Origin of the sequence: Sorangium sp. So ce1014 (assembly GCF_051521505.1) — a bacterium.
In the GTDB taxonomy this organism is placed as follows: Bacteria; Myxococcota_A; Polyangia; order Polyangiales; family Polyangiaceae; genus Sorangium.
Genome location: NZ_CP150356.1, coordinates 855,887 through 879,245, shown reverse-complemented (window position 1 = coordinate 879,245; position 23,359 = coordinate 855,887). Strand labels below are relative to the sequence as shown.

22 protein-coding genes are annotated in these 23,359 nt (G+C 70.9%); 14 read left to right on the top strand and 8 right to left on the bottom strand.

Annotation, left to right across the window (positions count from 1 at the left end):
- Positions 1–43: 43 nt before the first annotated feature.
- Positions 44–376 (bottom strand): hypothetical protein, encoded by a 333-nt coding sequence (locus WME75_RS03390; RefSeq protein WP_437486364.1) that lies wholly within the window; start codon positions 374–376, stop codon positions 44–46.
- Positions 377–653: 277 nt separating this feature from the next.
- Here WME75_RS03390 and WME75_RS03385 point away from each other — a divergent pair, with 277 nt between their 5' ends.
- Positions 654–917: a hypothetical protein gene (locus tag WME75_RS03385; protein ID WP_437486362.1), complete on the top strand. Its 264-nt coding sequence runs from the start codon at positions 654–656 to the stop codon at positions 915–917.
- 52 nt (positions 918–969) lie between these two features.
- Here the strand turns inward: WME75_RS03385 and WME75_RS03380 are convergent, their stop codons facing one another.
- Together WME75_RS03380 and WME75_RS03375 are read right to left on the bottom strand one after the other, a co-directional pair.
- Entirely contained in the window at positions 970–2,010 is a 1,041-nt protein-coding gene (locus tag WME75_RS03380) for an MBL fold metallo-hydrolase (RefSeq protein ID WP_437486360.1), read from the bottom strand.
- Between the two features lie 222 nt (positions 2,011–2,232).
- Entirely contained in the window at positions 2,233–3,168 is a 936-nt protein-coding gene (locus WME75_RS03375; RefSeq protein ID WP_437486358.1) for a hypothetical protein, read from the bottom strand.
- A 260-nt stretch (positions 3,169–3,428) separates the two neighbouring features.
- On the opposite strand from WME75_RS03375, the gene WME75_RS03370 reads away from it, so the two are divergent.
- The 8 genes from WME75_RS03370 to WME75_RS03335 all read left to right on the top strand — a co-directional run bounded on the left by WME75_RS03370 (position 3,429) and on the right by WME75_RS03335 (position 15,114).
- Positions 3,429–3,974, top strand: coding sequence for an RNA polymerase sigma factor (locus tag WME75_RS03370; RefSeq protein WP_437486356.1), 546 nt, complete (start codon positions 3,429–3,431; stop codon positions 3,972–3,974).
- Complete coding sequence (locus tag WME75_RS03365) at positions 3,971–4,735, top strand: tetratricopeptide repeat protein (protein ID WP_437486354.1); 765 nt, start codon at positions 3,971–3,973, stop codon at positions 4,733–4,735. The genes WME75_RS03370 and WME75_RS03365 overlap by 4 nt, the downstream gene beginning before the upstream one ends.
- On the top strand, positions 4,732–5,439 hold the full coding sequence (locus WME75_RS03360; protein WP_437486353.1) for a hypothetical protein: 708 nt from the start codon (positions 4,732–4,734) through the stop codon (positions 5,437–5,439). The genes WME75_RS03365 and WME75_RS03360 overlap by 4 nt, the downstream gene beginning before the upstream one ends.
- 174 nt (positions 5,440–5,613) lie before the next feature.
- Positions 5,614–7,338 (top strand): DUF1592 domain-containing protein, encoded by a 1,725-nt coding sequence (locus WME75_RS03355; RefSeq protein ID WP_437486351.1) that lies wholly within the window; start codon positions 5,614–5,616, stop codon positions 7,336–7,338.
- Positions 7,335–8,726, top strand: coding sequence for a DUF1552 domain-containing protein (locus WME75_RS03350; protein WP_437486349.1), 1,392 nt, complete (start codon positions 7,335–7,337; stop codon positions 8,724–8,726). The genes WME75_RS03355 and WME75_RS03350 overlap by 4 nt, the downstream gene beginning before the upstream one ends.
- Before the next feature lie 152 nt (positions 8,727–8,878).
- The gene (locus WME75_RS03345; protein WP_437486347.1) at positions 8,879–10,666 is read left to right on the top strand and encodes a thiamine pyrophosphate-requiring protein; all 1,788 of its coding nucleotides are present in this window, start codon (positions 8,879–8,881) and stop codon (positions 10,664–10,666) included.
- A gap of 2 nt (positions 10,667–10,668) precedes the next feature.
- Positions 10,669–11,775, top strand: a complete 1,107-nt coding sequence (locus WME75_RS03340) for an enolase C-terminal domain-like protein (RefSeq protein ID WP_437486345.1) — start codon at positions 10,669–10,671, stop codon at positions 11,773–11,775.
- A 9-nt stretch (positions 11,776–11,784) separates the two neighbouring features.
- The gene (locus WME75_RS03335) at positions 11,785–15,114 is read left to right on the top strand and encodes an FAD-binding and (Fe-S)-binding domain-containing protein (RefSeq protein ID WP_437486343.1); all 3,330 of its coding nucleotides are present in this window, start codon (positions 11,785–11,787) and stop codon (positions 15,112–15,114) included.
- A gap of 193 nt (positions 15,115–15,307) precedes the next feature.
- Here the strand turns inward: WME75_RS03335 and WME75_RS03330 are convergent, their stop codons facing one another.
- Positions 15,308–16,225: a cation diffusion facilitator family transporter gene (locus WME75_RS03330; RefSeq protein WP_437486341.1), complete on the bottom strand. Its 918-nt coding sequence runs from the start codon at positions 16,223–16,225 to the stop codon at positions 15,308–15,310.
- 138 nt (positions 16,226–16,363) lie between these two features.
- Complete coding sequence (locus WME75_RS03325; RefSeq protein WP_437486339.1) at positions 16,364–16,744, bottom strand: hypothetical protein; 381 nt, start codon at positions 16,742–16,744, stop codon at positions 16,364–16,366.
- Positions 16,745–17,197: 453 nt separating this feature from the next.
- On the opposite strand from WME75_RS03325, the gene WME75_RS03320 reads away from it, so the two are divergent.
- The gene (locus WME75_RS03320; RefSeq protein ID WP_437486337.1) at positions 17,198–17,923 is read left to right on the top strand and encodes a hypothetical protein; all 726 of its coding nucleotides are present in this window, start codon (positions 17,198–17,200) and stop codon (positions 17,921–17,923) included.
- A gap of 64 nt (positions 17,924–17,987) precedes the next feature.
- On the opposite strand, the gene WME75_RS03315 is transcribed toward WME75_RS03320, so the two are convergent.
- Positions 17,988–18,617: a LysE family translocator gene (locus WME75_RS03315; RefSeq protein WP_437486335.1), complete on the bottom strand. Its 630-nt coding sequence runs from the start codon at positions 18,615–18,617 to the stop codon at positions 17,988–17,990.
- 188 nt (positions 18,618–18,805) lie between these two features.
- On the opposite strand from WME75_RS03315, the gene WME75_RS03310 reads away from it, so the two are divergent.
- Positions 18,806–19,111 (top strand): hypothetical protein, encoded by a 306-nt coding sequence (locus tag WME75_RS03310; protein ID WP_437486333.1) that lies wholly within the window; start codon positions 18,806–18,808, stop codon positions 19,109–19,111.
- 75 nt (positions 19,112–19,186) lie between these two features.
- Here WME75_RS03310 and WME75_RS03305 read toward each other — a convergent pair whose 3' ends face one another.
- Together WME75_RS03305 and WME75_RS03300 are read right to left on the bottom strand one after the other, a co-directional pair.
- On the bottom strand, positions 19,187–19,600 hold the full coding sequence (locus WME75_RS03305; protein WP_437486331.1) for a hypothetical protein: 414 nt from the start codon (positions 19,598–19,600) through the stop codon (positions 19,187–19,189).
- 187 nt (positions 19,601–19,787) lie between these two features.
- Positions 19,788–20,384 (bottom strand): hypothetical protein, encoded by a 597-nt coding sequence (locus WME75_RS03300; protein WP_437486330.1) that lies wholly within the window; start codon positions 20,382–20,384, stop codon positions 19,788–19,790.
- 636 nt (positions 20,385–21,020) lie between these two features.
- On the opposite strand from WME75_RS03300, the gene WME75_RS03295 reads away from it, so the two are divergent.
- From WME75_RS03295 to WME75_RS03285, 3 genes are all read left to right on the top strand, one after another.
- Positions 21,021–21,257, top strand: coding sequence for a hypothetical protein (locus tag WME75_RS03295; protein ID WP_437486328.1), 237 nt, complete (start codon positions 21,021–21,023; stop codon positions 21,255–21,257).
- Positions 21,258–21,517: 260 nt separating this feature from the next.
- Complete coding sequence (locus WME75_RS03290; RefSeq protein ID WP_437486326.1) at positions 21,518–22,222, top strand: DUF6968 family protein; 705 nt, start codon at positions 21,518–21,520, stop codon at positions 22,220–22,222.
- 540 nt (positions 22,223–22,762) lie between these two features.
- Positions 22,763–23,140, top strand: a complete 378-nt coding sequence (locus WME75_RS03285) for a hypothetical protein (RefSeq protein ID WP_437486324.1) — start codon at positions 22,763–22,765, stop codon at positions 23,138–23,140.
- Positions 23,141–23,359: the final 219 nt, after the last annotated feature.

Below are 23,359 nucleotides of genomic sequence, written 5' to 3'. Positions count from 1 at the left end.
CAGGAGGCGCGGCCCGGCAGGGGCGCGGCGGGGAGAGGGCGCGCTACTCGGAGAGGACGCGGAACGACGCGCGGACCGTCGCCATCGCCACGCGCGCGACGTGGCCGTCCGCGAGCTCCACGTCGAGGGCGGTGAGCCGGCCCTGACGCTCGATCAGCCGGGCCACGCTCACCCTGGAGCCCCGGGCGACCTCGGCGCGGGCGACCTTGACGTCCGCGAGGGCCTCCAGCTGGACGCCGACGGCGATGCCGCTCGCCCCCTTCGCCGGCGCCTCCTCGGCCGCGCCCGCCGCTCCGCCGGGGACGACCACGGCGAGCGCCGCGACGACCGCAACGATGAGGCTGGCCGCCGTGCTCCTTCGACTGCGGATGAGCATCGGGGCTGATTCTACGCGGAAGGTCGGCGATGTCACCTGCGATGTCGCCGGATCCGGCGCTCCGTCCAGGGAGCCCTCCGCGGCGACATCGAGCGCGCCTGTCGGCGCAGAACACAGCGGCGCATCCCCCACCTGGAGCGCGGCACCGGAGCATGCTCCGGCGCGGGGAGCTCCGCGCGCCGCGGCCGCGCGGGCGTGCTCCGCGGCGCGACATCGAGCCCGGCAAAAAGGGTCCCAATGCGCGGTCCTCGCTCGTGTCCGATGAGGGCGAGGAGGCATGATGAAGTCACGATCGCTCTTTTCGGTCCAAGCCGCGCTGCTGGTTCTCTGCGTCTCGATCCCCGAGGCCGCCGCACAGGACAGGACCCCGACCCGGCAAGAGAACTACAGCTACATCTTCACGGACGACCTCCTCGACGCGGCGAACGGCGCCGCGTCCGGCGCCGTGCTCCAGGTCCGGCAGCTCGGGCGCCGCGACAGGCTGCTCCGGCCGCGACTCCACTTCATCCCGGAGATGCTCAAATCGGTCGAATCGATGTGACGGGGCTCTCCTCGAGGAGCCCATCGAGGTCCGTCGACGATCCCCTCCACCGTCACCGAGGGCCGGCGACGGCTCGCCACCACGGGGCCGGAGCGTCGATGTGCTCGGGCTCGAAGGCGGCGCCGATCCGGGGCGTCACGATGCGCGCGCGGCGCTCGGTCGCCAGGGAGAGCAGCGTCTCGGCCGGCTCGTCCCAGTCGTGGAGGGCGAGGTTGAAGGTGCCCCAGTGAACAGGCAGGAGCGTGCCGCCGCCGAGCATCTCGAATGCGGTCAGCGCGTTCTCCGGGCCGAGGTGGATCGTCCCCCACGCGGGGTGATACGCGCCGACCTCGAGCATCACCAGGTCGAAGGGGCCGTGGCTCCGGCCGATGTCCGCGAACTCGGGGGTCAGCCCGGTGTCGCCGGAAAAGAAGACCTTGCGCCGCTCTGCCTCGATGACCCATGAGGCCCACAGCGTCGTGTTGCCGCTGGTCGGCCCGCGACCCGAGAAGTGCTGGGAGGGCGTCGCGGTGAAGCGAACGCCGCCGACCTCCGCGCGCTCATGCCAGTCGAGCTCGGTGATCCGTGCGGGGTCCACGCCGAGCGCTTCGAGGTGCGCCCCCACGCCGAGGGGCGCGACGATGGGGACGCGCGTGCGGGCCAGCGCCTCGATGGTGGGAGCACAGAGGTGATCGAAGTGGTCGTGCGAGAGCAGGACCGCGTCGAGCGGCGGCAGCTCGTCGAGCGCGGCCGGAACGGGGTGGAAGCGCATCGGCCCCAAAAAAGAGACGGGTGAGGCGCGGTCGCCGAACACCGGATCGGTGAGGACGCGGCGGCCGTCGAGCTCGAGGAGCACGGTGCTGTGGCCAAGCCACGTGACCCGCAGGCCGGTGGCGCTCCGTCGAGCCCAGGTCTCGTGGGGCCGCGCGAGCGGCAGCGGCCCAGGCGGCTCCCGCCGGCCGCGGCGAAAGAAGAACTCGCCGAGCACGGGCAACGTCGAGCCGTTCATGCCGGGGCCGGCGCCCGACGGGTTCTGGAACTTGCCGTCTTTGAACTGGGCTGAAGCGCGCGCCCTTTCAAGCCGGAGCCCCTTGCGACGCCGAGAATCATTCATGACAAGACGACCTCATGCCTGGAGCGGCGCTGCACGAGCCAGAGCACCACGGGGCCTGGCTGGCGCGCCCGACGAGCTTTACGATCGTGGTACACTTTGTCAAGTGCGGCCTGGACAACACAAACCGCGCTCCGTCGTCAGGAGCCGACGGGAATCCACCCCTGGAAGGAGCGTTGCCGCAAGCGCGCCCGCGGCTCCAGGCCGCATCGGAGACATGCCACTCTAGAGCGCCCAGATGCCGACGGCGCGGAGCGATACAAGCGCGCCGACCGGCAGCGAGCGGTACACGACGCCCACGCCATCCACCGAGAAATCGTTGCGCCGGAGCGGCACCAGCGCGGCGGCGCCGACGTCGAATCCGAGCGGACCTGCCAGGCTCGCCAGCGACAGCTCCAGCGGCACCGCCAGCCACGCCGTCTCCGCGACGTCGTTCCGCGTGTAGCCGCTCGCCACCACCTTCAGCCGGCCGGCATGAAGGCCGGAGCACACCTCGAAGCGCAGCGCCTCCGTGCCGGCAGCGGCGAAGCAGGCGCGCACGGCGCCGCCGAGCAGCGTTTCGCGGAGCTCGCCCGGTCCGTGCTTCAGCGTCTGAGGAACGAGCCATAGGGCGCCAAGCGTCGTTCGGAATCGCGCGCCGCCGATGCCGAGCTCCGCGGAGAGCGCGGGCGCCACGGGGCGCACCACGCCGAACAGGCCGGCGGCGCCGGCCGCCAGCGTGAGCCGCGTGACGCCGCGCTCCGAGCTCGGCGCCTCGCCCTCCTGCGCGCCGCCGTCGCCTCCCGCGGGCCCGGCCGGCGCGAGCGGCGTCTCCACCGCAGCTCCGGGCGAAGGCGCCGGCGCTTCGGGGGCAGGCGAAGGCGCGTCGCGCGCGCCGGCGTCGGGCTCCGGCAGGGACGACGGCCGCGCGTCGGAGTCGAGCAGCAGGGCGAGCGTCACCGCCGTCGCCTGCTCGAGCGCGGCGCAGCTGGGACCGCGATCGCGCAGCACACGCGCGCCGCCTCCGCTGCGGATGGCCGCACCGAAGCCGCCGGCGCCGCGGGTGAAGTCGACGTGGTAGGCGCCGCTCGCACCCGCTTCGGGTCGACCGCGCAGCTGCTCGACGCGCTCGATGAGGCGCGCCGCGTCCGGACAGCTCTCGGCGCCGTCGCCGCGCGTCACGCTCAGATACGGCTCGTCTTGCGCGCTGGCAGCGCCCGAGGTGGCCAGAGCCGCGCAGCAACCGGCGAGGAGAGCGCGACTGCTCCGCATGGGGACGGCGCGAGCGTAGCCGCAGCCCGGTGCACGCGCATTTTTTTGTGATCGCTCCGGGCCGGCGTCCCCACTAGGGGGCCGAGTGGTATCGTATCTGCACAAATCCGCGCCCGCGCTTGCGGCTTTCGTTCCTCTCGCTCGCTAGCAGGTCCCCCGGACGCACGGGCATGAGCACACCGGACCCGAAGTTTCGAGCCCTCTATGACGCGCATTTCAACTTCGTCTGGTGCTCGCTCAGGCGTCTTGGCGTGCGCGAGGCGGACGTGCTCGACCTGGCGCAGAAGGTGTTCTTGACCGCGCACTTGAAGCTCGCCGAGTTCGAAGGTCGATCGCTCATCACGACCTGGCTCTTCGGCATCTGCCATCGGGTGGCGAGCGACTACCGGCGCTCCGCGCGGTTCCGGCGCGAGGTCACGACCGACGCCGCGGAGATGGACCTTTATGGCGCCGCGCCCGAGGATCTTGCGCTGAGCGCGGAGTCGCGACAGCGCGCGCAGGCGGCGGAGGTCCTCTTGAACAAGCTGCCGGAGCCGCAGCGCCTCGTGTTCGTCCTGTTCGAGCTCGAGGAGATGTCCGGTCAGGACATCGCGGACCTGCTGGGCATTTCCGTGGGTACCGTGCGCTCACGCCTTCGCCTGGCGCGCGAGGCCTTCTCGCGCGAGGTCAAGCGTCTCGCCCTGGCGCAAGGCACGGACCGAAAGGAGGCCGTGTGACGGGGGATCCGGAACGACTGCTGAGCGCCAGGAGCGGAGCGGACCCGCTCGAGCGCGAGCTCCTGGGGAGCGTGCGCCACGTGGGGCCGCCCGAGGGCGCCAAGGAGCGCGCGTGGCGCGGTATCGCGAGCCAGCTGGCGGCGGGGGCGGCCGTCGGCGTCACGGCCGGCTCCGGCGCGGCCGCCGCCGCGAGAGCGGGAGTCGGTTCGCTGGGGTCGCCGGCGCTCGCGGCCAAGGCAGCGGCGGTGCTCGTGAGCGGCGGCCTGGTGCTCGGCGGCGCCTACTGGGCGCTCTCCTCTCCGGCCGAGGCGCCCGCGTCGCACCGCGCGGCGGGCGAGGAGCCGGCGCCGGCGGTGGTGCCGCAGGCCCCGGTGATGTCGGCGCCGGAGCCCAGGGCGCTCCCCGAGCCGTCGGTGGAGGGTCCGCCCGCGGGGGAGCCGGGCCGGAGGCCGAGCGGGCCGAAGCCGGCCGACAGCGGGCCGAAGCCGACCGACCTGCTGCGCGCCGAGAGCGCGTTGCTCATGGAGGCGCGCGCCGAGCTGCGCTCCGGAGATGCGGCGGCGGCTGCGGCGACCCTCGAGCGCCTGCGCGCGCAGTTCCCGAAGGGCGTGCTCCGGCAGGAGCGCGAGGTGCTGGCCATCGACGTGCTGGCCGCGCGCGGCAACGCGCAGGAGGCGAAGCGGCGCGCTCAGGCCTTCGTCAAGCAGTATCCCGGGAGCCCCCACAGCGCGAAGCTGAAGCGGTTCCTGGATCCGCCGTGAAGCGCTGGCCGGCCGCGTGCATCGCGGCGCTCGGCGGCCTCGCGGCCTCCGGGTGTGATGCGGAGATCACCTCGGTTGGCGCGTTCACGCCGGTCGTGTCCGGTGCGTCGTACGTCGAGGCGGAGCTCGGAGAGCTGACAGAAGGCTTCACCGTGGGCGAGGACAGCCGCGCTTCCGGAGGCCGTTTCATCGTACCCCCCGGCGGGATGAGCTCGGGCGAGGCGCCGGGGCTCGCGCGCGCTCGCTACCGCTTCGAGGCGCCGAGCGGCGCAGAGTACGTGATCTGGGGGCGGATTCACGCTCCGAACGCCATCAACAACCGTCTCTGGTTCCAGGTGGACGGCGGCCCCTGGACCCTCTGGCGCATCAGCGCCGGCGAGATCTGGTTCTGGGACGATCTCCACGACGACACGCGCTACGGCGAGCCGCTCCGCTTCTCCCTCGCGGCGGGAGCTCACGAGCTCGTCCTCGCGAATGCCGTCGACGGCGTGGGTCTCGATCGGCTGTATTTCACGCCGGAGGGCGACGAGCCTCCGGGCAACGACACGCCCTGCGATCCGCCGCACTCGATCGAGATCGGCGGTGAATGCCTCCCGAGCTGCGGCGCCTTGAAGGGAACCGAATGCGGCCCCGTCGCGTGCGCCGGGCGCGAGGCGCTCGATGCCTACGATTGCTCGGTGTGCTGTCACGTCGAAGGGCCATGAGCCGAGCCGCTCCCGCTATCGAGTCGGAGCTCGTCGCCCGGAGACACACCCTTTCGTACCCAATCAAAGCTTCTCCGCGGTTCGCCGGCGATAAAATGTGATCGCGCGAGAGCCCGCCCGCCACCTACCCGGAGGTGCCGGTAGCCCCGAGCGGAGCCCTGAATGAAACCATCCTTGATTGATCAATCCACCGCTCACGGAAGCGTGGGTCTGCTCGCCGTGGCGTTCACGCTGTCGGCGTGTATCGGCAACCTGGGCGGCGGCGGCGGCGATGGCTCGTCGCCCGGGGACGACACGGGCGGCAGCTCGAGCAGCGGTGGCACGGGGTCGATGGGCCCCGGTGAGGCGCTGGCGTGCGACGCGAACGTCGTCGATCCGGGGCCCTCGCCGATGCGCCTGCTCTCGCGGGAGCAGTACCTGAACACCGTGCGCGACCTCGCCGGGGACGTACCCGGCCTGGAGGCGGCGCTCGGTTCCGCGAACGAGGCGTCGGCGTTCGGTCTCTTGCAGCCGGACGTGACGCAGGTCGAGCTCGAGCATTTCCAGGCTGCGGCGGACGCCATCGCCGCGGCGATCGTCGGCGATCCGACGGCGCTCGGCGAGGTGGCGCCTTGCGAGGGCGGCGCCGAGCCGCGCGAGTGCGCGCGCCAGCTCGTCGTGACCTTCGGCGCCCGCGCCTACCGCGCGCCGATCACGGACGCGGCAGACATCGAGCGACACCTGCAGCTCTTCAGCGCCGGCGCCGAGACGAGCTACGAGCACGGGATCGAGCTCCTGCTCCGCGGCATGCTGCAATCGCCGCGCTTCCTGTACCGCGTCGAGATCGGCACCTCGGAGAAGGTGGGCGATCGGGCCGTGAAGCTCTCTCCGTACGAGGTGGCCGCTCGCCTCTCCTACACGCTGTGGGGCACCCTGCCGGACGCCCGGCTGAACGAGGCGATCGAAGGCGGCAGCCTGACCAGCAAGGAGGGCGTCGCGGCGCAGCTCGGCTGGATGCTCGAGGACGAGCGCGGCAAGAAGCTTGTCCATCGCTTCCTCGGCAGCTGGACCCACCTGAACGCCGTGACCGGCGTGGTGAAGGACGAGAACGCCTTCCCTGAGTGGCAATCGCGGTCGTTCCGCGAGTCGCTGCGCGGGCAGGCCGACGCCTTCTTCGAGCACGTGCTCCGGAACGAAGGCGGCAAGCTGAGCGCGCTCTTCACCTCGACGACGGTCTTCTACAACAAGGACCTGGGCGGGTACTACGGCGTCACCGGCGACGATTCTTTCCAGGCGCTCGAGCGCACGGACGGCACCGCGTCGGGCCTCCTGACGCTCCCGGCGCTGCTCGCCGTGCAGGCGAAGCCCGCCGAGAGCTCGCCGATCTACCGGGGGAAGTTCGTGCGCGAGGCCCTGCTCTGCCAGCAGCTGCCGGCCCCGCCGGCGAATATCCCCAAGCCGCCCGAGGTCGACCAGAGCAGCTCGACCCGCGAGCGGCTCTCGCAGCACGAGGTGGACCCGGGCTGCGTCGCCTGTCACCAGCTGATGGACCCGATCGGCTTCGGCTTCGAGAGCTACGACGCGCTCGGCCGCTACCGCGAGCTCGACGGCGGCAAGCCGGTCGACGCGAGCGGCAGGGTGATCGCCACCCGCGACATGAACGGTGAGTTCGTGGGCGTGGCGGAGCTCGGGGCCATGCTCTCGGGCAGCGCCGAGGTGGAAGAGTGCGTGGCGCGCCAGTGGTTCCGCTTCGCGATCGCCCGCTTCGAACAGGACATGGATGGTTGCTCGATGAAGAGCTTGCTCGAGACCTTCCGGGCCGCCGGTCAGGATCTGAACGCGCTGCCCCGCGCCGTCGTGGCGACGGACGCCTTCCTCTACCGTCGCGTCATCGATACGCACACGCAGGAGATGCCATGAAGCGAAGAGGCCCGATCGATCTCCGGACCCAGATCAGCCGCCGCAAGCTGCTCGGCGGGCTCGGCGCCCTGACCGTCGCGCTCACGAGCCCCATCTGGCGGAGCGCCACGGTGTTCGGACAGGACGCCAGGCAGCCGGGCGCCCGGCGCTTCATCGGCATCTTCTCGGCGAACGGCACGGTGCCGTCGTCGTTCTTCCAGCCGGGGGACGCGCACGAAGCGCCGCTCTCGCTCGGCCCGATCCTGGCGCCGCTCGAGGAGCACAAGCAGAGGATGCTTGTGCTCAAGGGCGTGCACATGAACTCGACGATCGAGGACGAGCTCGGCGTCCCGAGCGCGAACAAGCCAGGCGGCCCGCACATGAAGGGCCCCGGCGCGATGCTGACGGGCGGCTCGCTGCTCGCCGGCAGCTTCACCGGCGCGGGCGGCCCTGCCGGCTGGGCGGACCGCATCTCGGTCGATCAGGCCATCGCCCATCGCATCGGCGGCGACAGCGCGTTCCCGTCGCTCGAGTTCGGCGTGCGCATCGAGGGGCAGGAGCCGCTGCGCGTCATCTCGTACCGCGGCCCGAACCAGCCGAACATTGCTGTCGACGACCCGTTCCAGATGTACGCGCGCATCTTCGCCAACGCGGATCTCTCCGACACGGAGCTGCAGCGGCTGATCGCCGAGCGCCGGAGCGTGCTGGACTTCCTCAAGGACGATATCGGCCGGCTGCAGGCGCGCGTCGGCTCCGAGGACAGGAATCGGCTCGAGGCCCACCTCGGCGGCATCCGCAACATCGAGCAGCGGCTGCAGAGCGCGGCGGTCTCGTGCACGCCGCTCGCGATGCCGGAGAAGTTCGACACGCGCGCGATGGAGGACTATCCGAAGGTCGGCCGGCTGCAGACCGATCTGATGCTGCTCGCGCACATCTGCGGCATGACCCGCGTCTCCACGTTCATGTGGGCCAACGCCGATAGCTGGCAATACTACCCCTGGATCGGCGTGAACGAGGAGCACCACGAGCTCTCCCACGCCGGCGATGACGACGCGGTCGCCGGCGAGAAGCTCGTGAAGATCAACCGCTGGCACAGCGAGCAGGTGCAGTATGTGCTGGATCAGCTGGCGCTCGCCAGGGAAGTGGACGGCAGCTCGATGCTCGACAGCACCCTGCTGCTCTGGGGGAACGAGCTCGGCGCCGGCAACACGCACTCGTACAGGGACATCCCCTGGGTGCTCGCGGGCGGCGCGGGCGGGTACTTCAAGATGGGCCGCGCCATGAGCTACGCCGACCTGCCGCACAACAACCTGCTCGTGTCGGTGTGCAACGCCATGGGCCTCGACGACGTGACCACGTTTGGCATTCCCGGGGTGTGCACCGGGCCGCTGCCGGGCCTCCTGGCCTGATGGCCTGAGCCGGGGGGGCGGGCCACGTGCCGGCCGCCGCCCCCGCCCGCACGCGCAGCCGCGGCACGCAGCGCGCAGCGCGGCGAGGCGGCACGGATGTCGCACACCTCGCAGGGTCGAGCTCACGTTCCGAGCTCGCGGGGGGAAGACTCATGGCCCAGACCGTCGGCGAGTTCCTGCTGAGGCGCCTCGTCGCGTGGGGTGTCCGGCGTGTGTACGCCTACCCAGGCGACGGCATCAACGGCATCGTGGGCGCGTTCCACCGTGTTCCGGACCTCCGGTTCATCCAGGTGCGGCACGAGGAGATGGGCGCGTTCATGGCGTGCGCTCACGCGAAGTTCGCCGGCGAGGTGGGCGTGTGCATGGCGACCTCGGGGCCCGGCGCGATCCACCTGCTGAACGGGCTCTACGACGCGAAGCTGGACCACCAGCCGGTCGTGGCCATCGTCGGCCAGCAGGACCGCGCCGCGCTCGGCGGGCACTACCAGCAGGAGGTCGATCTCGTCACGCTCTTCAAGGACGTCGCGCACGAGTACGTGCAGATGGCGTCCTCGCCCGCGCAGATCCGGCACCTCATCGACCGCGCGATGCGCATCGCCAGGGCGGAGCGCACCGTCACGTGCGTCATCGTCCCGAAGGACGTCCAGGAGATGGACGCCGTCGAGGAGCCGCCGCACACGCACGGCACCGTGCACACCGGCCTCGGCTACTGCTCGCCGCGCGTGGTGCCGAAAGAGGAGGATCTGCGGCGCGCGGCCGGCGTGCTCAACGCCGGCAAGCGCGTCGCCATGCTGATCGGCCAGGGCGCTCTCGGGGCCGCGCCGGAGGTCGCGCGCGTCGCCGAGATCCTCGGGTGCGGGGTGGCCAAGGCGCTGCTCGGCAAGGCGGCGCTCCCGGACGATCTGCCCTGGGTCACCGGCTCGATCGGCCTGCTCGGCACCAAGCCGAGCTGGGAGATGATGGCCAACTGCGACACGCTCTTCGTGGTCGGCTCGAGCTTCCCCTACCCGGAGTTCCTGCCGGAGGAGGGCCAGGCGCGCGGCGTCCAGATCGACATCGACGGCCGGATGCTCGGCCTGCGCTACCCGATGGAGGTCAACCTGATCGGCGACAGCGCCGAGACGCTGCGGGCGCTCATCCCCTACCTCAAGCTCAAGACCGACCGCTCGTGGCGGCGCCGGCTGGAGGAGAGCGTCGCCGACTGGTGGAAGGTGCTCGAGGCGCGGGCGATGAACGACGCCGACCCGCTGAACCCGCAGCGGGTCTACTGGGAGCTGTCGTCGCGGCTGCCCGACCGCTGCATCCTGACCGCCGACTCCGGTTCGTCGGCGAACTGGTTCGCGCGCGACATCAAGATCCGCGAGGGGATGATGGCGTCGCTCTCCGGGACGCTGGCGACGATGGGCCCCGGGATGCCGTACGCGGTCGCGGCCAAGTTCGCCTACCCCGACCGCCCGGTCGTCGCGCTGGTCGGCGACGGCGCGATGCAGATGAACGGCATCAACGTGCTCGTCACCGTGGCGAAGTACTGGCGCGAGTGGAAGGACCCGCGCCTCGTGGTGCTGGTGCTCAACAACCGCGACCTGAACCAGGTCACCTGGGAGCTGCGCGTGATGAGCGGCGACCCCAAGCTCGAGGCATCCCAGACGCTGCCGGACTTCCCGTACGCGGCCTACGCCGAGGCGATCGGGCTCTGCGGCGTGCGGATCGACCGCCCGGACCAGGTCGCGCGCACCTGGGACGAGGCCTTCCGGGTCGACCGGCCGGTGGTGGTGGAGGCGGTCACCGACCCGGAGGTCCCGCCGCTGCCGCCGCACATCACGCTGAATCAGGCCAGGATGCTCACGTCGGCGCTCCTCCGGGGCGACCCGGGCGCGCGCGGGATCATCCGCCAGACGTACCGCGACATGATCGAGAGCTGGATCCCGCACCGGGGCTGACGATGGCCGGCGAGCTGCAGCGCACGGCGATCCCGGTCGAGCAGATCGAGGTGGCCGCATACACCATCCCGACCGACAGGCCGGAGTCGGACGGCACGCTCGAGTGGCGCGAGACGACGCTGGTCGTCGTGCACGCGTCCGCCGGGGGCGAGCGAGGGCTCGGCTACACGTACGCCGGCGTCGCGGCGGCGCGGCTCGTGGCCGACAAGCTCGCCGGCGTCGTGCGCGGGCGCGACGCGATGGCGGTCCCCGGCGCGTGGGCCGCGATGGTGCGCAGCATCCGCAACCTCGGCCGGCCCGGGATCGCGCAGATGGCGATCGCCGCGGTCGACGCGGCGCTATGGGATCTGAAGGCCCGCCTGCTCGCGTTGCCGCTCGCGGCGCTGCTCGGCATGGCGCGTGAAAGCGTGCCTATCTACGGCAGCGGCGGGTTCACCTCGTACACCGAGGTCGAGCTCGCGGAGCAGCTCGGCGGCTGGGTCGCCGCGGGCATCCCGCGCGTGAAGATGAAGGTGGGGCGCGACCCCGCGGCGGACCTCGCGCGCGTGCGCGCGGCGCGCCGCGCAATCGGCCCGGACGCCGCGCTCTTCGTCGACGCCAACGGGGCCTACTCGCGCAAGCAGGCGCTCGCCTTCGCCGAGCAGTTCGCCGGCGAGGGCGTCCGCTGGTTCGAGGAGCCCGTGACCTCGGACGACCTCGACGGGCTGCGGCTCCTGCGCGACCGGGCGCCCGCCGGCATGGACGTCGCGGCGGGCGAGTACGGCTACGATCTCGTCTATTTCCGCCGCATGCTCGACGCCGGCGCCGTCGACGTCCTGCAGGCGGACGCGAGCCGCTGCGGGATCACCGGCTTCCTCGCCGCCGCGGCGCTGTGCGAGGCGCGCTCGCTCGACCTGTCGGGCCACTGCGCCCCGTCATTGCACCTGCACCCCGCGTGCGCGGTCCAGCGGCTCGCGCACCTCGAGCTCTTTCACGACCACGTCCGCATCGAGCAGATGCTCTTCGAGGGCGCCGTGGCGCCCGCGGGAGGCGCGCTCGCGCCGGATCTCGATCGCCCCGGGATGGGGCTCTCGCTCCGGCGCGCCGACGCCGAGCGCTTCGCAGTGTGAGGGGGAATCATGCAGCACACCGAGCAGCAGAGAGAGGGGAGCGCGGCGGCGGAGGACAGGCCCTCCGAGCCCGTCCAGCGCGAGATCGATCGCGGCGTGATCCGCCTGCCCGGCGAGCGGCGCGTGCGGCTCGCGCCCGCGGCCGGAGCCGAGGTGGAGGCGCTCGCTGGCGAGCTCTCGCGCGCGGTCGAGGGCGAGGTCCGCTTCACCGCGGGCGACCGCGCGCTCTACGCGACCGATGGGTCGAACTACCGGCAGCTGCCCATCGGCGTCGTCGTGCCGCGCCACAAGGACGACGTGATCGCCGCGGTCGCCGCGTGCCGCCGCCACGGCGCGCCCATCCTCGCGCGCGGGGGCGGCACGAGCCTCGCCGGGCAGACGTGCAATGTCGCCGTCGTCCTCGATTTCTCGAAGTACATGCGCGGCGTGCTGGAGCTCGACCATGCGCACAAGCGCGCGCGGGTGCTGCCGGGCACGGTGCTCGACACCCTGCGCGACGCCGCGAACGAGCTCGACCTGACGTTCGCGCCGGATCCCTCGACCCACGAGTACTGCACGCTCGGCGGGATGATCGGCAACAACTCCTGCGGCACGCACTCGGTCCTCGGGGGGCGCACCGCCGACAACGTGCACGAGCTCGAGGTGCTGACCTACGACGGCTTGCGGATGCGCGTGGGGCCGACGAGCGAGGGAGAGCTCGACGCCATCGTCCGCGAGGGCGGCCGGCGCGGTCGCCTCTACGCCGAGCTGCGCGCCATCCGCGACCGGTACGCGGACCTCATCCGCGCCCGCTACCCGCGCATCCCGCGCCGCGTGTCCGGCTACAACCTCGACGAGCTGCTGCCGGAGAACGGCTTTCATGTGGCGCGCGCCCTGGTCGGCACCGAGGGGACATGCGTCACGGTGCTCGAGGCCACCCTGCGCCTCGTCGACTGGCCCAGGTTCCGATCGCTCCTCGTGCTCGGCTACCCGGACGTGTTCTCCGCGGGCGATCACGTCCCCGAGGTGATGCGCTTCCGGCCGATCGCGCTCGAGGGGATCGACGACCGGCTCATCGAGGACATGCACAAGAAGGGGCTCCACGAGCGCTACCTGCGCTACCTCCCGGAGGGCCGCGGTTTCTTGCTCGTCGAGTTCGGGGGCGACACCCAGGAGGAGTCCGACGCGGGGGCGCTCGACGCCATGCGCGCCCTCGCGCGCGGGCCGAACCCGCCGACGATGAAGCTGTACGACGACCCCGAGCAGGAGCGCGCGCTCTGGGACGTACGCAAATCCGGGCTCGGCGCGACCTCGCGCGTCCCAGGGGAGCCCGACACGTGGCCCGGCTGGGAGGACTCCGCCGTGCACCCGGACAACCTGGGCGGCTACCTCCGCGACCTGCGCGCGCTCTTCGATCGCCACGGCTATCAGCCCGCGCTCTACGGCCACTTCGGGCAGGCGTGCGTGCACTGCCGCGTGGACTTCGACGTGGTGACGGCCGAGGGCATCCGCAACTGGAAGCGCTTCCTCGATGAGGCGACCGACCTCGTGGTCCGCTACGGCGGCTCGTTCTCCGGCGAGCACGGCGACGGCCAGGCGCGCGCGCAGTTCTTGCCGAAGATGTACGGCGAGGAGCTCATCGAGGCGTTCCGCCGCTTCAAGGCCGCCTGGGACCCTTCGTTCCGCATGAACCCCGGCAAGGTCGTCGACCCGTACCGCGTCGACGAGAACCTCCGCCTCGGCGCCGGCTTCCGCTCCGCCGCGGTGGAGACGCACTTCCGCTTCCCGGACGACGACGGCGACTTCACGCGCGCGACCCTGCGCTGCGTGGGCGTCGGCAGGTGCCGGCGCCACGACGGCGGCACGATGTGCCCGAGCTACAGGGTGACGCACGAGGAGGAGCACACCACGCGCGGGCGGGCGCGCCTGCTCTTCGAGATGCTGGAGGGCGACGAGCTCCGCGGCTTCCGCGACCACGAGGTGCGCGAGTCGCTCGACCTGTGCCTCGCCTGCAAGGGGTGCAAGGGCGAGTGCCCGGTCCAAGTCGATATGGCCACCTACAAGGCGGAGTTCCTGTCGCACTACTACGCGGGTCGGCTCCGGCCGCGCGCCGCGTATTCGATGGGGCTCATCCACTGGTGGGCGCGCCTCGGGCAGCGCGTGCCGGGGCTCGCGAACCTCGTCACGCAGACGCCCCTGCTCGCGGCCGTGGCGAAGAAGATCGCCGGCATCGCGCCCGAGCGGAGCATCCCGCCGTTCGCGCGGCAGTCGTTCCGGCAGTGGTTCCACGGCCGGCCGCGGCGCAATGCCGGCGCCCCGCAGGTGCTGCTCTGGCCGGACACGTTCAACGACCACTTCTTCCCGGACACCGCGATCGCCGCGACCGAGGTGCTCGAGTGGGCGGGCTACGAGGTGATCGTCCCCGAGCAGAAGCTCTGCTGCGGCCGGCCGCTCTACGACTTCGGCTTCCTGAAGACGGCCCGGCGCCTCCTGCGCGAGGTGATGAGCGCGCTGCGCGACCCGATCGAGCGCGGCGTGCCGGTGGTCGGCCTGGAGCCGAGCTGCGTCTCGGTCTTCCGCGACGAGCTGCGCGGGCTCTTCCCCGACGACCCGGTGGCGTCGAAGCTCGAGCGGCAGACGCACCTGTTCGGCGATTTCCTGAAGGGGGCGCTGGACGGCGATCCCCGCCGGTCTCCCGCCGGCGCGCGCGGGATCGAGCTGCCGAGGCTCGACCGGCGCGCCGTGGTGCACGGGCACTGCCACCACAAGGCGATCCTGGGCATGGACGGCGAGCGCGACGTGCTCAGCGGCATGGGCCTCGACGTCGAACTGCTCGACTCGGGCTGCTGCGGGATGGCGGGCGCGTTCGGCTTCGAGGAGGGCGAAAAGTACGACGTCTCGATCCGGTGCGGCGAGCGCGTGCTCCTGCCGGCGGTCCGGTCGGCGCCGAAGGACGCGCTGATCGTGACCGACGGCTTCAGCTGCCGCGAGCAGATCCAGCAGACGACCGACCGGCAGGCGCTGCACGTGGCCCAGGTCGTGCGCATGGCGGCGCTGCACGGCCCCGAGGGGCCGGCGGGCGACTACCCCGAGCGCGCCTACCTGCCTGGGGCCGAGGAGGTGTACATGATGCCGCGCGCGAAGGCGGCGGCGCTCGCCGCGACGCCGGCCGGCGTGGCGCTCCTCTGGACGGGCAGTCGGCGGCTCGCGCGGCTCGCGCGGCTCGCAGCCGAGCGGCGGCGGGCGCGGCGCGGCCGGTGGCTCCAGGCGGCGGGCGTGGCCGCCGTGGCGCTCGCGGCGGTGGGGTTGCTCGGGCGGCTCGCGCGGGCGCGCGGCGGCGGGCGTTCGCGCGGCGCGTGACGGGGCGCCGTCTGGAGTGCAGAAGCGGCGCCGGCGCAGGTCCCGCGGCGCCCGCGGGCCCGGTCGAGCAGATCGAACACAGCCTTCAGCTCCAGCAGCCGCAGGGGGAGCTCGACCCAGGGATTGCTTGCCTACCGCGCTCGCGCGGTGAAGCGGAAGAAGAGGGTGTCCATGACATCCCGGATCGGACGCATCACGCCCCCGCGCGCCGGCAGATCGACCTGGCCTCGATGTAGATGTGCTTCACATCGGGTCGCTGGCTCCGTACCCGCGCCTCGATGCGCTCGATCGCCTCCGCCACCCCGGAGGCGGTGAGCGCGGGGTCGAACTCGATGCGCAGCACGACCAGGACATCGTGCGGACCGAAGTGCATCGTCATGGGCCGCCCCACCGCCGACACGCCACGATCCGCCTCGGCGAGCGCGAGGATCGAGGCGATGAGCTCCCTGTCCGCGCTCTCACCCATGAGGAGCCCATGGCTTTGCCGGGCGAGGAAGACAGCGACCGCCGCGAGCACGAGACCGATGCCGATCGACGCCGCACCGTCGAGGTAGGGGTTTCCCAGGCTGTGCCCAAGCCAGACGCCGAGGAAGGCGATGGCGAGCCCGGCGAGCGCCGCGGAATCCTCCAGGACGATCGTGAACGTCGTCGGGTCCTTGCTGGACCGCATCGCCGCGAGGTAGCCCTGTCCGGCTTTCTTCTTGAACTCGTGGACCGAGATGGCGAGCGACGTTCCCTCGAAGACGGCCGCCGCGCCGAGGACAACGTAGTTCCACGTCGGATCCTCGATCGGGCGCGGGCGCAAGAGGTGCAAGATCCCTTCGTAGATCGAGACGCCGCCGCCCGCGGCGAAGATCATGATGGCGACGATCAGCGTCCAGAAGTAGAGCTCCTTGCCGTGGCCGAACGGATGTTCGGCGTCGGGCGGGCGAGCGCTCCGGTGCTTGCCGAGCAGGAGGAGGAGCCCGTCTGCGGTGTCGACGAGAGAGTGCACGCCTTCGGAGACCATCGCCGAGCTGCCGGTCACGGCGGCGGCGACGAATTTGACCGCCGCGATCGCCATGTTGGCGCCGATGGCGCCGTAGATCGCGATCCTCGATTCTTTCTCCATGTGTCTGGCGTCGTTCTGGCGGAGCAAGCGCGCCGAGGGGAAAGCGCGGGGGCGAAGCCCCCCGAGGAGCCCGCGAGGAGCGCGGCTCGGGTCGCGGTGTTCCTGCCTCGAGCGACGCCACGTCCGCCGGGCGCGACGCTACCCGACAGACGTCGGCCCGATGACGGCGGCAGACGATGGGGAATGAGGGCTGCTCTGCACCTCGGCGGTGATGAGCAGCTCGAAGCCGGCATACGGCACGGTCGTCTCGGCCAGCTTGCCGTTTCGGCTGTCAGGACTGTAGTCGAGCACTCCGACCCGCCGCCACGGGGTCTCGGAGTTCGGGCGCTGCCAGGCGACGAAGTGCTTGCTGCCGGCCTCGATCCGCTCGGGCGGCGCGAGGTGAGCGACGTCCACCGCCAGCCGCGTGGTCGCGGCGTCGGAGTCGATGTCGGCAGCGATGCGCGCATCGGCACCGGGAGCGAGCTGCGTGCCGTGGACGATTTGCTCGCTCGGGCCGGCACAGCCGGCGAGCGCCATGCTCGCGAGAAGACCGAGCGCGAGCCCTATCCGGCGGCCGACCCGTCGTCCCGTATCACCGTGTTTCATATCGCCACCTCGATCGCCTTCCTGGCGTCACGACGGACCCACTGCCCATCTCGGGCATCAAGTCCGGGCTGGCCGGTACCCACCCGCCGCCCGGCTGCGCCGTCGTCGCTCGAGCAAGCCTCATACCGAGGCCGGCGAGCGCCGCGACCACGACGGCTGCCCGCTCGGCGAGGTGTGTCCGGCAGGTCGGCAGGTTCAGCTTCGCCGGACAACCCCGACGTCATTGCGCCTGCGCCCGGACGCGATCATGACGATCGCCATTCCGGAACCCGTCCCAGCAGGCCGCGCCGGCGTGGGCGCCGCGCGAGATGGTGAGCCCGGCGCAGCACGTGCAGGCCGGAGGGAGCGTGAGCGCGACAGGGCTCATGACAGGACGTGAGAATCATGCCGACACTGAAGCCTGAAGAACGTGAACATTTTACACAGCAGGAGAACCCCAATCCGCCGCTGTCAGGCGCGCGATACAGATCAGAGGAGGAGAAGGAGGCGCCGAAGATCGTGCTCGGCGGCTCGCTCGCCGAGGTGGTCTGCGGCGCGGCGGCGATCGTTCTCGCCATCCTCGGGCTGACGGGGACCATGCCAGGAGAGCTCACCTCGATTGCCACGATCGTCTTCGGCGCCGCGCTGATCGCGCACGGCGGCGCGATCGCCTCGCGCCTCGGCGCGCTGACCCGCGCCACGCCGCCCCTCGAGTGGGACACGCGCGCCGAGCTCGGCGGCGGGCTGGGCGCGGAGCTCGTCGGCGGCGTGGCCGGCGTCGTGCTCGGCGTCCTCGCGCTCCTCGGCCTCGTCCCCGCGACGTTGACCTCGATCGCGGTGATCGTCTTCGGCGGAGCGACCCTGCTCGGCGGCGGCGCAACGGCGGACCTCGGCGGGCTCGACACGCGCGGCGCGGAGCCGCACCTCGCCCACGTCGCTCGTCAGGCGTCGATGGCCGCGGCCGGCCTGCAGTCGCTCGTCGGCGCCGGCGCGGTGGTGCTCGGCATCCTCGCGCTGGTCGGCATCTATCCCACGGTGCTCACGCTGGTCGCCTTCCTCGCGCTGGGGTCGGCCGTCGTCGTGAGCGGGACCGCCGTCTCGGGGCGCGCAGCCGCCGCGCTCCGCCGCTGAGCCAGGGCGATACCTCACCCCACCCCACGGACGCGTGGCGGCGTCGATGGAGCGGCCGCGCTCCTCAGGGACGCTCCAGGACCATGCGCACGCCGAGCGCGACGAGGATCACGCCGGAGACCGCCTCGAGCGTCCGGCGCACGCGACCGCCGGCCATGGCCGCCTGGAGCCGGCCGAGGAGCAGGACGAGCGCCAGGTACCAGGCGGTGTCCACGGCGACCCACACCAGCGAGAGGAGGAGCAGCGCCGGCAGCGCCGGCGCATCGGTCGGCACGAACTGCGGCAGGAAGGAGGCGGCGAACACGGCCGCCTTGGGGTTCGCCAGGATGGTGAGGAGGCCGATACGGAAGGCGCTCCACCCTCCGGCAGCGGGTTCCGGGGCTCCCGACTCCGCGCCGCCGGCGCCGGCCCGACGCCGCCCCAGGAGGGATTGAACGCCGAGCACCACGAGGACGGCCGCGCCGGCGAGGCGGAGCGCGTCGTAGGCGACCTCGGAGGCCTCGACGAGCGCCGTGGCCCCGAGCGCCGCGACGAGGGCCCAGAAGAGGAGGCCCACCTCGTTCGCCGCGATGGTCGCGAGCGCGGCGCGGCGCCCGCCGCGCAGGGCCTGCCGCACGATGACGGCGGTGCTCGGCCCCGGGATCATGGCCAGCACCAGCGCGGCGCCACAGAAGGCAAGGAGGGTCGAGCTCATGAAGAGCCTGTGTACCCGCTCAACGTTCCGCCGGCCAGGCCTCGCCGCGCGGGCTCGGGGCCGGAGGGTCGAGCGGGCGGAGCCTCGCTCCAGGTCCCCTTTCGCCGGATTGCTCTGGCGGCCGGAGAAAGATCCCTGCTTCGAAGCCAACGACACGACAGGGAACAGCGATTGCAAATGTGGGAGACATGGAACGATCCAGCGCAATCCTGTTCGATACGGAAAGGGTCGCCCGTCCCCTCAGCGAGCGAGGTCACGTCGACACCGGCGCAGGTCCCGCGGGACCCGTCGAGCCGGTCGCGCACAGCACGGAGCGGCGCGCGCGTGATCTTGTCGCGGTGAAGTCGAGGTGGGGCGGCGCCAAGGGCGAGGCAGGGCACACGGCCCGGAGCATCAGCATCGCCCTCGCCGCCGCCGCCGTGCTCGCCGTGGGGATCGTGGCGGCGGCGGCGGCGGTGCGCTCACGCCGCGAGCGCTGGCGCATCTGGTGGTGACGCCGCGTCGCTCCCGAGGCGCTCGTCCTTCCGCTCCAGCAGCCGCAGGGGGAGCTCGACCCAGGGAGCGCTTGCCTACCGCGCTCGCGTGGTGAACAAGGAGGTGACGGTGTCCAGGATATCCTGGATCGACATGTCAGGAGGTGGCTTATCCGGGTTGTCGAGGGCTCTATCCACGTAGTGCCCGATATACTCGGTCATGGCGAACGCCGTGATCGCGTTCGTGACCGCGCCGGCCAGCGGGATCAGCCCCAAGGTCAGGTTGAGCATGAGGCGAATGGCGCCGCCGCCCCAGATGATCTGGTGGATCTGGGACCACGCCGCCTTCGAGAGGTGCGCGCCTCGCTCCTTCGCGAGCGAGGCCGTGAGCAGGTACTGGATCGGAATGACGAACAGCTGGTCCGAACCCGGGATCGGCTGGACGATGAAGCTGATGCTGGCGGCGCCAGCCGAGAATGCGTGCGTGGTGAGCCGTGCCCCGAGCTTCATGAAGGAAGCTTAATGCGCGCGCGGCCGTCGAGAAGCGGCTCGCGCCGCTCGCCCGGGCGCGGGGCGCGGGGGCGGGGGCGATGTCCCGTGTCTCCTGCTTCGTACGGAGCGCCGCTCGGTCCATGCTCCTCCACCGCGGAGGAGGCGAGGAACGCGCGGCGGGGCCCCCCGCCCTCTCCGCCGAGGCTTACGCCTCGTCTGCGACGGGCAGCGGGCTCGTCGCCGGCGCCGGCTTGCGGCTCTTCTTCGCCGCGGTCCCGGGGGCGACGTTCTTCCGCATGAAGTCGATGACCGGCGCCAGGACGTCCATCACCTTGCGATCGGTCTGCGCGTGCGTCTTGGCGATCCGGTAGGCTGCGTAGAGCGTCTCGCGGAACTTGATGGCCGCGTAGAACGTCGAGTCGCCGATCTCTCCCCCGATCGGCGAGAGGCTCTCCGCGACCTCGCTGAAGAGCACGTGCTTCTCGATGCGGTCCCGGAGCAGCGCGGTCTCGAAGCGGTTCGGGTCCATCCCTTCGTCCTGATCCGCCAGCGACTCGAACAGGGCGGGCTTCATGTCCACCACGTCGAGCACCTTGTTCAGCATCACGTGCTCGCCATCACGCAGCCGCGGCGCCGTCTGCCGCTGCTCCTTCGTCAGCGTCACGAGCCCCGGGAACAGGCTGTCGAGCTTCTCCCCGAGCTCGGCGGCCAGCGCCTTGGCCTTGTCGGCGCGCGCCCGGAACTCGTCGATCGGCATGTCTTCCCACGTGGTCCAATTCGAATCCTTCTTCTTCGAAGCCATTGGTCTCTCCTCCCGTGCTTCAGTTGCAAGCGGGTACCGTAAGATGGCGTGTCCGGTCTCGCAAGCATGCCTGCCTGCCAGAGCACGAATTCCACGCCAGGAGGAACACGGAGGCGGCCTCTGTTGACGGCGGCCGTGACCGCCGCCGTAGCTCGACCGCAGAGGGAGCAGAGCCACTGCATCTCTTCAGCTTCGACGGTACGCTCGGCCTCCGGAAGCGCCTCGGGTGTCGCAGTGTCTCTGCGCGCTCGCCCACGCGCCGAAAGCGCGCGGATGGAGGTCGAGCGCTCCGAGACGAGCATGCTGACCGCGCCTCGGTCGCCCCGAACCGCCTCGCCGCTGCCCCGAACCGCCCCTCGGTCGCCCCGAACCGCCTCGCCGCTGCCCCGAACCGCCCCTCGGTCGCCCCGAACCGCCTCGCCGCTGCCCCGAACCGCCCCTCGGTCGCCCCGAACCGCCTCGCCGCTGCCCCGAACCGCCCCTCGGTTGCCCCGAACCGCCTCGCCGCTGCCCCGAACCGCCTCGCACCCCGGGGGCCCCCCCGGGGCATCCCGGGGCCCCCCCCACGCGGGAGCCCCGAGCCCAGCTCGACCCGGCGGGGGAGTGTCGCAACGCCTAGGAGAGGACCCGCTCCTCGTGACCTCGCACTCGCCGTTCTTCGTGTCCGACCTCAAACCCGAGGAGCTCCGCGTGCTCTACCGCGACGAGCACGGCGACACGCAGGCGCGCCGCGTGGCGGACATGGCCCGGGCCCTCGCGATGTACGAGGCTGGCGGCAACCTCGGTCACCTCTGGATGGAGGGGTACTTCGACGTCGGCGATCCGCTGGTCCGCGCCGGCGGCCCCGTCGCGCCCCATGCTCCGCTTCGCTAAAGCGTTCCCCGATCGGCGAATCGTCTCGGCGCTGCTGAGAGAATCGTCCGGTTCCTCCGGAGGATCGATGGGTGTACGCTCCGCTGCCAGCGAACCCGGCGCCAGGACCTGAAGGATACACGCATGGCGTTTCGTCGCGCGTGCGACCGAGCACGGCGCGTGGGTTCGGTCACCCTCGGATGAGGCAGAGAACCTCGCCTGAGTCCGAGCGGATGCATCTCCCGCTTGAACGGGCGCCAAGAGCGTGTATCGGACGGCGCATGAATAGAATTCTCGGAGAGCGGAAGCTTGTGTTCAAGCCTTCCGACGGCTCACCGACTCAGACGGTAGTCGCGCGATTCGGCCATCCAGAACCAGGAAGCGACGGCATTTGGTGCGTGGACGTCCATGTGAAAGAAACAGGAAAATCCGGCACGACAGACCGGGCCCACGGCATGGACCAGGCTCAGGCTATGTTGCACGCATTCCTGCTCCTCGATGCTCAGCTCGATGACATGGCAGCGCGTGGATCCATCGAGCTATCCGAAAGCAACGAACCCGTGGAGCAAGAGCCCACAGAGAAACCGGAAGCTTGGCGTTTCGTGCCGCGAATCGCGTCAAAATTCGATTCCAGCATCGGCAACGGGCCGATGCTCGCCAAAGTGGACGTCCTCGGCGAGCGGGAGCTGGCGCTGAAGGGGAAGGATGGCAACGAGGAGAACGTGATCATACGCCTCGGACATCCAACTATGTCCAGTGACCATTGGCGCGCGCCTTGCGAGATCATCGGTCCAGGAGACGCGATACAGCATCGCTCTGGCCCGGGCGAAGACCCGATCCAAGCGCTGACGCATCTGCTCTATCTCATCCCGGTCCTCCTGGACAGCCTCGCAGAAGGTGGGGAATTTTCTACACGGGAAGGCGCGGCGGGACATGGGTTCCCGCGGATCCTGATCGAGGAACGACCGGGCACAGCAACGAAATGAAGCACAGCCCCGGCGCCGGGGTGCGGGAACTTCAAGGAGCTCGGAGATCAAGGATGCGCCGTTCGACGAGATCAATGCTGCGAAGATAATGAAATCCAACATGCGCGTGCCACAGGGGATCTACTGCTTCAAATTCACTGAAAAAAATGAAGATGAGGATGCCCGAGGCCGTGAGCGGTGCCAGGGTCACGAAGCCATGAAGCACTCGAACGAAGAATTGTTCGACATAGTATACCGATATTACCCACGTGGGGTCTCGCGTGAGGACCCGCGCTACAACCGAACAGATGAATATGGACGTCTGGTGGACGCCCGTCGCCGAGCCGGAGCCGATCGCGACCGCTGGCTAGGCATGCTGAATCGGATCGATAGCAAGTTTCCGGGTCGTATGTCAATTGACCTTTCTATTCATCTTCCCACGGGAAACTACGATGCCTGCTACTCCGGTCACCTCTCTATCGGAACAAGTGCCCCGGGCGAGCATAGTCATATGATAGGGTTCATGGTGAGCCTCTTGTCCCCTATTACATCGTTTACGGCTTGCGCACTGTCGACGATCTCGAAGAGATGGAGAGGAGGAAGGCACTCAATGCGACGCCGTCTCGCCACGCAAGCATCTTCGTCCACGACACGCATTACGTCCTACCTGCCTGGGTGAGCACGCTGGTCAGGCTGGTCAGGCCCAAACTTCTTGAGCCACCACTGCCGCTAGTAGCTACACGTCAGGATATCAGCTTCGATCTGTCGCCGGATGAGCAGCCGTACGCGACTTGGATCGCACAGGACATCGAACAAACGTGGGGATACGAACGCATGCCGCCACTCGTCGGGAAGCTCATCGTACCGGACGTGGCAACCGACGGCCGCCTCGTGGGAGAGGCCACGCTTTACGATTGTCTGTTTTCGGACAGCTGGTAGGAACACCGTCGAAGCGTTCGGCGTGGCGCTCTCAAGCTCAGTGCGCGTCGCCGCTGACGTTCCGCGCCACCATGATGCCACCGCCGGCTGCACCGGGCGCCGGCGCCAGCGGCGGCGGCGGCGGCGGCGGCGGCAGCAGCTCCCGACGCGCGGGGCCGCCGCTTGCGCGTCACCTGCGCCGGTTGGAGCGCCCGGGTGCCGGCGGAACGGGTGGCCGAG

Coding starts and splice junctions, on each gene's coding strand:
- WME75_RS03390 (WP_437486364.1), bottom strand. CDS start 376: ATGCTCATCCGCAGTCGAAGGAGCACGGCGGCCAGCCTCATCGTTGCG.
- WME75_RS03385 (WP_437486362.1), top strand. CDS start 654: ATGATGAAGTCACGATCGCTCTTTTCGGTCCAAGCCGCGCTGCTGGTT.
- WME75_RS03380 (WP_437486360.1), bottom strand. CDS start 2,010: ATGAATGATTCTCGGCGTCGCAAGGGGCTCCGGCTTGAAAGGGCGCGC.
- WME75_RS03370 (WP_437486356.1), top strand. CDS start 3,429: ATGAGCACACCGGACCCGAAGTTTCGAGCCCTCTATGACGCGCATTTC.
- WME75_RS03350 (WP_437486349.1), top strand. CDS start 7,335: ATGAAGCGAAGAGGCCCGATCGATCTCCGGACCCAGATCAGCCGCCGC.
- WME75_RS03345 (WP_437486347.1), top strand. CDS start 8,879: ATGGCCCAGACCGTCGGCGAGTTCCTGCTGAGGCGCCTCGTCGCGTGG.
- WME75_RS03340 (WP_437486345.1), top strand. CDS start 10,669: ATGGCCGGCGAGCTGCAGCGCACGGCGATCCCGGTCGAGCAGATCGAG.
- WME75_RS03335 (WP_437486343.1), top strand. CDS start 11,785: ATGCAGCACACCGAGCAGCAGAGAGAGGGGAGCGCGGCGGCGGAGGAC.
- WME75_RS03330 (WP_437486341.1), bottom strand. CDS start 16,225: ATGGAGAAAGAATCGAGGATCGCGATCTACGGCGCCATCGGCGCCAAC.
- WME75_RS03325 (WP_437486339.1), bottom strand. CDS start 16,744: ATGGCGCTCGCCGGCTGTGCCGGCCCGAGCGAGCAAATCGTCCACGGC.
- WME75_RS03320 (WP_437486337.1), top strand. CDS start 17,198: ATGCCGACACTGAAGCCTGAAGAACGTGAACATTTTACACAGCAGGAG.
- WME75_RS03315 (WP_437486335.1), bottom strand. CDS start 18,617: ATGAGCTCGACCCTCCTTGCCTTCTGTGGCGCCGCGCTGGTGCTGGCC.
- WME75_RS03310 (WP_437486333.1), top strand. CDS start 18,806: ATGGAACGATCCAGCGCAATCCTGTTCGATACGGAAAGGGTCGCCCGT.
- WME75_RS03305 (WP_437486331.1), bottom strand. CDS start 19,600: ATGAAGCTCGGGGCACGGCTCACCACGCACGCATTCTCGGCTGGCGCC.
- WME75_RS03300 (WP_437486330.1), bottom strand. CDS start 20,384: ATGGCTTCGAAGAAGAAGGATTCGAATTGGACCACGTGGGAAGACATG.
- WME75_RS03290 (WP_437486326.1), top strand. CDS start 21,518: ATGAATAGAATTCTCGGAGAGCGGAAGCTTGTGTTCAAGCCTTCCGAC.